Source organism: Streptomyces acidicola, assembly GCF_009377235.1.
Classification (GTDB): Bacteria; Actinomycetota; Actinomycetes; order Streptomycetales; family Streptomycetaceae; genus Streptomyces; species Streptomyces acidicola.
Window position 1 is genome coordinate 1 of the sequence record NZ_VMNX01000350.1, and the last position, 7,171, is coordinate 7,171.

General features: G+C 65.9%; 8 protein-coding genes. 3 read left to right on the forward strand and 5 right to left on the reverse strand.

The window, feature by feature from the left end; all coding sequences use genetic code 11:
- Positions 1–572 precede the first annotated feature (572 nt).
- Together FPZ41_RS43215 and FPZ41_RS43220 are read right to left on the reverse strand one after the other, a co-directional pair.
- Positions 573–1,478 (reverse strand): DUF1963 domain-containing protein, encoded by a 906-nt coding sequence (locus tag FPZ41_RS43215; protein WP_194236427.1) that lies wholly within the window; start codon positions 1,476–1,478, stop codon positions 573–575.
- Positions 1,479–2,366: 888 nt separating this feature from the next.
- Entirely contained in the window at positions 2,367–2,933 is a 567-nt protein-coding gene (locus tag FPZ41_RS43220; protein ID WP_152869988.1) for a dihydrofolate reductase family protein, read from the reverse strand.
- 129 nt (positions 2,934–3,062) lie between these two features.
- On the opposite strand from FPZ41_RS43220, the gene FPZ41_RS43225 reads away from it, so the two are divergent.
- Both FPZ41_RS43225 and FPZ41_RS43230 read left to right on the forward strand, forming a co-directional pair.
- Positions 3,063–3,647 (forward strand): DinB family protein, encoded by a 585-nt coding sequence (locus FPZ41_RS43225; protein ID WP_152869990.1) that lies wholly within the window; start codon positions 3,063–3,065, stop codon positions 3,645–3,647.
- Positions 3,648–3,825: 178 nt separating this feature from the next.
- Positions 3,826–4,215 (forward strand): transposase, encoded by a 390-nt coding sequence (locus FPZ41_RS43230; protein WP_322621476.1) that lies wholly within the window; start codon positions 3,826–3,828, stop codon positions 4,213–4,215.
- A 127-nt stretch (positions 4,216–4,342) separates the two neighbouring features.
- On the opposite strand, the gene FPZ41_RS47610 is transcribed toward FPZ41_RS43230, so the two are convergent.
- Genes FPZ41_RS47610 through FPZ41_RS43240 form a run of 3 tightly spaced genes read right to left on the reverse strand, consistent with a single transcriptional unit; the run spans position 4,343 to position 5,887 of the window.
- Positions 4,343–4,495 (reverse strand): hypothetical protein, encoded by a 153-nt coding sequence (locus FPZ41_RS47610; RefSeq protein ID WP_194236428.1) that lies wholly within the window; start codon positions 4,493–4,495, stop codon positions 4,343–4,345.
- 30 nt (positions 4,496–4,525) lie between these two features.
- Positions 4,526–5,368 (reverse strand): IS5 family transposase, encoded by an 843-nt coding sequence (locus FPZ41_RS43235; protein WP_322621475.1) that lies wholly within the window; start codon positions 5,366–5,368, stop codon positions 4,526–4,528.
- 27 nt (positions 5,369–5,395) lie between these two features.
- Positions 5,396–5,887, reverse strand: a complete 492-nt coding sequence (locus FPZ41_RS43240) for a GNAT family N-acetyltransferase (protein ID WP_228023395.1) — start codon at positions 5,885–5,887, stop codon at positions 5,396–5,398.
- Between the two features lie 98 nt (positions 5,888–5,985).
- On the opposite strand from FPZ41_RS43240, the gene FPZ41_RS43245 reads away from it, so the two are divergent.
- Entirely contained in the window at positions 5,986–6,894 is a 909-nt protein-coding gene (locus tag FPZ41_RS43245; protein WP_152869995.1) for a LysR family transcriptional regulator, read from the forward strand.
- Positions 6,895–7,171: the final 277 nt, after the last annotated feature.

Sequence of the window (7,171 nt, forward strand, 5' to 3'; positions counted from 1 at the left end):
CCTGGTGGGGGGTGGTGGGGCGTCTGTTGGCGAGCCGCGGACGGTTTCGCATGTGCACCTCTCGTCTGATGACAACCGGTGACCTGCTGCTCCTTCGAATCGGAGATTAGCGAGCCGCACACCGCCATTACAGGTTACTCGGGGGATCCCTGAGCTTTTTTTGAGGTTACTGAGGAATCAACGCGCGTTGATAAGTGGGCAGCACCTGGCAGAGCGCGTTGGTTGAATGCCGCAGCGGCCACTCGGCCGTTCCCGCCTGCCAACAGGCCTGATCAGGCCGGGCACTTGGCTCTGTCTCAACCACCGACGAGCCATCTGCGAGAAACTGGCGGTAAGTCGGGTGAACACTTGATTCCCGCTCCCCGGGGTCGTAGCCGGGTTTCATCCATACCCAGCTGGTCAAAAACGAATCCAGCCGGCTCAGCAATAGATTTCTGACACACTTTCAGGTGGCTTCGATTTGTCAGCGAGTTTCGTTTGCTGAGCGGTGCGGACTGTTTGCCCGTAATGTCCTCGGCTGTTGGAGGACGGTCCGGCTGCCACCCGGGGAGCGACATGTTGAGGCGGGCGGCTCAGGGGTTCCAGAAGAACGAAACATGGACGCGGTCGAAGCGCCGCTCGGCGAGGTCCTGGTATGGGATCACCCAGTGGAGGGTGGCGCCTTCACGTCCTTGGAGATCGACGTCCCACTGCGCGAGCAGCACCCAGTTCTCGGGCGCGGGCAGTTCCTCGGAGTCGAAGGGTTCGCCTGAGCGCGCTGCTTGCTGACGCAGCAGAATCGCCTCTTCAGCGGCGGCCGTGATCGGATCCGTCTCGGTGCACTCGTGGGAGGCGTACCCGCCGATGCGCAGGGCACCGTCGACGATGATGTCCTCGCACGTGTCGGACCAGGCTTGGGCCAGATCCCAGGCGCGGGGATGGCCGGGGAACTCAGCGATCTTCAGGCCGGGTTCCGGTGGGGGGCCAATGAAGTGGTAGGGCAGGGAGATGTCGGCCGACAGACGCAGCTCATCCTGGGGGTACTGCTCGCAGATGTCGAGTATCTCCTCGTCGACCTCGACCTCGACCTCCTCCTCGTCGCCATGCTCGGGGAAGAACTCCGACCCCCTCTTCTCGACGGGCATCCCGGCGGGGACGTACAGAACGCTCCCGGCGCTGTCGTTACCGCTGAAGTACGCCATCTCGGGGAATCCGAAGAGCAGCAGACGGCCGTCGACAGGTAGCGGAACACCCGTTAACTTCTCGGGCAGAGCGGCGCAGTCGAGGGTGGCGAGCAAAGGGTACGCGGGGGCGGGAACGTCGGCGGGCAGCATCAGTGGGCCGCCGAACCGGCCGACGAATGGTCCGGTCCCGTGTGCGGTGAGCGTCCCGGACGGGCGGGCCATGGCGATCCACCGCTCGACGTCCTCGGGAGGTACGCCACGCCGCAGCGCTTCCTCTCGAAAAGGCTTGAGCCGCCCGATCAAGTCATGAGTCATGGGCGACAACATAGACCTCGGGTCTGACAGTTCAGGCGGTCCGACCCGGCGCTCAGATCCCGAGCGGCAGAACACCGACCCCCGCGGCCGCGGTTCCCGTCCACGCCACAGTGCCGCTCTGCGGACACACTTCGGAACCGTCCCCGCTCTGCTTCCCGCCGAAGGCGTACGGCTGCACTCGCGGGAGCGCCGCCTCGTGCGCTCGGAAGGCTGTTGCCTACTGGATCAGCGCATGAGCAAACCACCCCGAGGCCACGCGGCTGCTGCCCCTCACGCGCCTGAGTAAGGGACGAGTGGGGCACACTCGGCGAGGTCCACGACCTGCGCCGCATCCGGGCCAGGATGCCGCGTAGGCCAAGGTGCAGGATCACGGGGAATCGCAGGTAGGAGCCGCGTATTCGCCCCGACCAGCGCCCGCAGTCTGGGCAGGCCGCCCGCCTGGCCGTGGTCGCAGCCTCCACCTGGGTCACCCTGTCGGCCACCTCGACCGACTTAACATCCCCCTCCGGCCATGCGGCGGAGCCAGCCACCAGACCGCCCTACGCGCCGCTGACGAAGCCGAGGCTCTTCCCTCCATCCTCCGCAAAGCCTTCACCGGCCCATACGCACGACAGCGGCTCTCGCGCTGCCTGGCAGCCCAATCCCATCCCACCCTCACCGAAGCAGCCCGAGACCTCGGCATCCACCACTCGACCCTGGCGATCCAGCTCAACCGACTCGAAGCGGACCTCGGACACCCCTCTTCGAACGAGCCGAACGCGGTGCGGCCATGAAACTGACCCGATTCGGGAAACAAGTCGCCGCAGCCGCCCAGAAGATCCCGCCTGAGGAAATGCCACGACGGTGAGAGGAAACACCCATCCAAGTCGTGAGACAGCGGGAAGCTGCTCAGCGCCTTGTCTCGTACCTGGTCAGGACCACGCCGCCGGGAAACGTCCGCGTCTCCACCAGGTTCAGGTTCACCCAGCTGTCCAGCGCGGTGAAGAACGGCGTGCCGCTGCCCACCAGGACCGGATGGGCGACGATCGCGTACTCGTCGATCAGCCCGGCGCGCATGGCCGCCCCGGCGAGCGTTGCGCCGCCGATGTTCATTGGGCCGCCGTCCTCGGCCTTGAGCCGGGTGATCTCGGCGATCGCGTCGCCGGTGACCAGGCGGGTGTTCCAGTCGACCTTGTCGATCGTCGAGGAGAACACCACCTTCGGCGTGTCCCGCCAGTTCCGCGCGAACTCGATCTCCGCCGGGGTGGCGCCCGGCTGCTGGTCGCCGGTCGGCCAGTAGGAGCTCATCGTCTCCCACAGCTTGCGCCCATACAGCGACAGGCCGCTCGCCTGCTCGTGGTCGAGCCACCACCGGAACAGCTCGTGGTTCGGCGGACCGCTCCATCCGATGTCGTCGCCGGCCGCGGCGATGTAGCCGTCCAGGGTCAGATTCATGCCGTAGATCAGTTTCCGCATGGCGCAGCCTTCCGTCCGTGGGTGTCCGGCGTATAGACCAGCGCGGCGCGGGAAACTCATCGGTGCGCGATCTGGGCTCACCGTACGGGATCTTGAGACCACGAGCAGCCCATGGCAGGCTCCTGCCGCATGATCGATGAATTCGCGAAAGACAACCTGCACGGGAGACTGCGGCGGGACCGCAAGGCGCTGCTCTGGAAACTCGACGGCTTGTCCGAATACGACGCCCGCCGACCTTTGACAGCGACCGGGACCAACCTCCTCGGCCTGGTCAAACACGTGGCCACCGTCGAGGTCAGGTACTTCGGCGAGGTTTTCGACCGCCCTTCCCCGGAACCGCTGCCCCGGTGGCAGGACTCCAACGGCAGCGATCTGTGGGCGACCGAGGACGAGACCCGCGATCAGGTCATCGGGTTCTACCGGCGCACGTGGGAACACTCGGACGCGACGATCAACGAGCTTCCCCTCGACGCCCCCGGCCACGTGCCGTGGTGGCCGGAGCCTTATGCCGACACGAACCTGTTCGCCATCATGGTCCATGTCCTCGGCGAGTCCATCCGGCATGCCGGGCACGCCGATATCCTGCGCGAGGGCCTCGACGGCCGGACCGGGTTGCGCGCCGAACTCGAGAAGCAGATCGACGAGGAAGCCCGTGCAGCCTACTGCGCGAAGATCGAGCAGACCGCCAGGTCGGCCGCACCAATCAAGGCTTAGAGGTTGTCCCACGTGACTTGATGTTCGTGCGGCATGATGCCGGTCGTGGGTGCTGATCTATCGAAGCGTCTGGTTCCTGATGAACTCTGGGAGCTGGCCGCCCGTTGCTGCAGTCGTTCGCTGCTCGTCCGCAAGGTGGTGGGACCGTTCCGTGTGACGAGCAGGCGTGTTCACGGCAGTGGTGTGCGCGCTGACCAGCGGCTGTGCCTGGCGGCGTCTGCCGCCGCCGTTCGGCACGTCGCCCGCCACCGCGCATCGCCGCTTCACGGTGTGGACCGAGGCCGGCCTGTGGCGTCGGCTGCACCGGGCGGTGCTGGACGAACTCGGGGCCCGGGGCGAGGTGGACTGGACCTCGGCGGCCGTCGACGCGGCCTCCGTTCGCCTGTTCCTCGCTGACGGCGAAGCCGCCGTCCAGGAAGTGTTCCACGTGCACCTGCATGTCTTCCCCCGATTCGCTGATGACGGATTTCGGATCGACGCGCGCTGGCGAGCACGGGACAGGCACGAACTCGACAACACTGCGGCTGCTGTCCGGACTGGCCTCTCCGAGCTCAACATGCAGCCCTGAGGAGCGTCGATCTCACGGCTTTCACACAACTGCGGCCAGAGTCATTTTCAACAATCGCCATCGACCTGGTGCGTGAACGATCGACCATCTGCTCACGCGCCGCAGCATGACATGTCAGGTGTCTGATTCAGTCGTCGGGCGTGCTGTTGAGCGCTCCGCAGGACCAGCACGTCCACTCGCCGGGCAGTGCGTAGTGCGTGGTCGTCCAGAAACCCTTGGGGCGGCCCTTGATGGAGTTGGTCTCCCAGCAGTTCCAGCAGTCGAACTCGAACTCTTCCACATGCTTAGAGGCTGCACGGATAGGGCAGTTTCAGGGGCGTCGGATTGGGCGGTTGTTCCAGCGGTGAGTGGTCCAGGCGCGGCGGATGAGGCTACGTACGGTGATGACGGCGTCTGCGAGGTCAAAGAAGGCGTTGATGACGTGGAGACGGCGTTTGTAGCAGCGGGCGAGCCGATGGAAGGCGTTCTGCCAGGCGTGGGTGCGCTCGACGTGCCAGCGCTGAGTGGCCTGCAACGGCGCCTTCTCGCCTTTGTGGGCGATCTGGCCGCGGAGGCCGCGTTCGTCGAGGACTGAACGTGTTTTGGCCGAGTCGTGGCCGGCATCCAGGTGCACGGTGATGTCGTCGGGCAGCGGGCCGAGGTCGTTCAGGAGGTCCAGGGTGGGAGCGAGCAACGGGGAGTCGTGGCAGTTGGCCCCGGCCAGGACTCGGTCCAGGGGGATGCCGTAACCATCCGTCATGGCTGAGCGTTTCATCCCGCGTTTGCCTCGGTCGACGGGCGAACGTCCGGCGGCTTCCCCGCCTCCGGCGGCCTTTGTGATCGACCCGTCGATGGCGATCTGCTCCAGCACGAGACCGACGATTCGGTCGTAGGCGTTCAGGACGATCTCCCTGAGCTGGGCGAAGGCGCCGAGCCGGATCCACTCGTCGCGACGGCCTCGGATCGTGGTGGCTGAGCAGGTGGAATCGGCGATGGCTTGGTAGGAGCAGCCGAAACGCAGCACCTGCAGCAGTTTGTCGAAGACGATCCGGTCGCTGACCCGGCGGCGGTGGCAGCCCAGCGGGTGGGCCGGATCGTAGACCGGCCGCACCGGCAGCAGGGTCGCGAATTGGTCCCAAAGCGGTTCGGTCAGCCATGAGGGAAGCGCAGGCACAGGTCTCCCAGTGATCACAGAGCGCCATCACTGCAGTTCCATGAGGATGTCGGCGCGGGCGTAGTAGTCGGCCACGGGGAGACGGTCGCGGGTGATCCTGCCGAACCCAGCGTCCTCGTAGAGGTGAAGGGCGGGGGCCAGCATGCTGTTCGTGCCGAGGAACAATCGGGTCCCATCGAGTGCCCGGGCGCGGTCGATCGCTGCGGCTATGAGTTGGCGGCCGATGCCGCGTCCTTGTGCGGCGGGAGCCACGGCCATCTTCGCCAGCTCGAACACGGCGTCCGGATAGGCCAGAAGTGCGACGCACCCAACTACAGTGCCGCTGCCCGGCTCGCGCGCCATGAGTACGTCGCCGCCCGGGCCCACGATGCGGCCGAACGGATCTCCGAGAACGGCCAGGTCCTCTTCCTGCAGCGTGAACAGACGCGAGATCCACTCCTCGTTCAGCGCGTAGAACGCGTCTGCGTCACTCTGTGAGCCGATCGAGGAGATCATGGTCGGGGCAGAGGTGTGCGGCATGCGAAGGGTTCCCTTTCCGGTGTGGCTTCCCGTAGCCTCCGACTTCACTCACCCATGTGTCCAATACACGCCTTGACCTCTATCAATAAGCTCAAACTATGGATCAGCGAATCGAGCTCCGTCATCTGCGGTACTTTCTGGCTGTGGCTGAGGAACTGCACTTCGGCCGCGCCGCCCAGCGGCTGCACATCGCTCAGCCCGCCCTGTCCCAGCAGATCAGGCAGCTTGAGAAGATCGTCGGGGTTGAGCTGTTCCGGCGGACCTCTCGAAGTGTTCGACTCACAGAGGCGGGAGCGGCGTTCCAGCCAAGGGCCCGGAACCTTCTGGGCCGTCTGGCGGCCGACCTCGACGAGGCCGGGCGCGTCGGCCGAGGTGAGGCCGGCCGTCTGGATGTCGCCTTCATCACCTCCGCCACGGCGATCGTCAGCGAACACCTCCGTGCATTCTCCCGCCGCCGCCCGGACGTCCAGGTCAAACTTCACGACGGGTTCACCACCGATGTCCTGGCGGCCCTGGAGCGGGGTACGGCCGACGTCGGGATCGTGCGGGACGCCGAGGAGCGCGACGCCATCGAACTTTCTCTACTGGCATCGGAACGGTTCGTCGCCGTCATCCCCACAGAGCACCCCGCGGCAAGGGGTGACCGTGTGGAAGCAAGGGCGCTGGCCGCTGACCCGCTGATCCTGTTCCCGCGTTCAGCAGGAACTCACGCGTTCGACTTGAACACGCAGCCGTTGCGGAACGCCGGCGTCGACGTCCAGGTCGCGCAGGAGTGCTCGAACTGGCACACCATCATCATGTTCGTCGCGGCCGGCCTCGGCGTCAGCATCGCCCCCTACAGCGTCACGACGCTGCTCCCCGCAGGCGCCCGCAGGCTCGAACTCGACGGGCCTCCTACCGTGAGCCGGATCTTGATGGCCACCCGCCGAGGAGACGACCGTCCTCTCCTACAAGCCTTCATCGCAGCATCTGAGTCCAGACAGGCCATTGCCACGACCGGACGATGAGCGTGCGCTGACTTGGAGCGAGCACCTCCAAGCAAGGGCCACTCGAAGGCGTACCGTGCGCAGCCTCATCCGCCGTGCCTGGAGCACCCACCGCTGCAACAACAGCCCAAGCCGACGCCCCCGAAACCGCCCCTATCCGCGCAGCCTCTAAGCTTGACTCTGTCGGGGATCTTGGAGTTTCGCGGTGCGGCAGCATGGTCAACGGGCATGCTCGGGTAGTTCCGATGACCGATGCAGTTGTCGAGGTGCCCGTTGTCCCTCCGTCCACGTTCCGGTG

Bases quoted from the DNA above. Each gene is read 5' to 3' on its own strand.
- FPZ41_RS43245 (WP_152869995.1), top strand. From the start codon at position 5,986: ATGGATCAGCGAATCGAGCTCCGTCATCTGCGGTACTTTCTGGCTGTG.
- FPZ41_RS43240 (WP_228023395.1), bottom strand. From the start codon at position 5,887: ATGCCGCACACCTCTGCCCCGACCATGATCTCCTCGATCGGCTCACAG.
- FPZ41_RS43215 (WP_194236427.1), bottom strand. From the start codon at position 1,478: ATGACTCATGACTTGATCGGGCGGCTCAAGCCTTTTCGAGAGGAAGCG.
- FPZ41_RS43220 (WP_152869988.1), bottom strand. From the start codon at position 2,933: ATGCGGAAACTGATCTACGGCATGAATCTGACCCTGGACGGCTACATC.
- FPZ41_RS43225 (WP_152869990.1), top strand. From the start codon at position 3,063: ATGATCGATGAATTCGCGAAAGACAACCTGCACGGGAGACTGCGGCGG.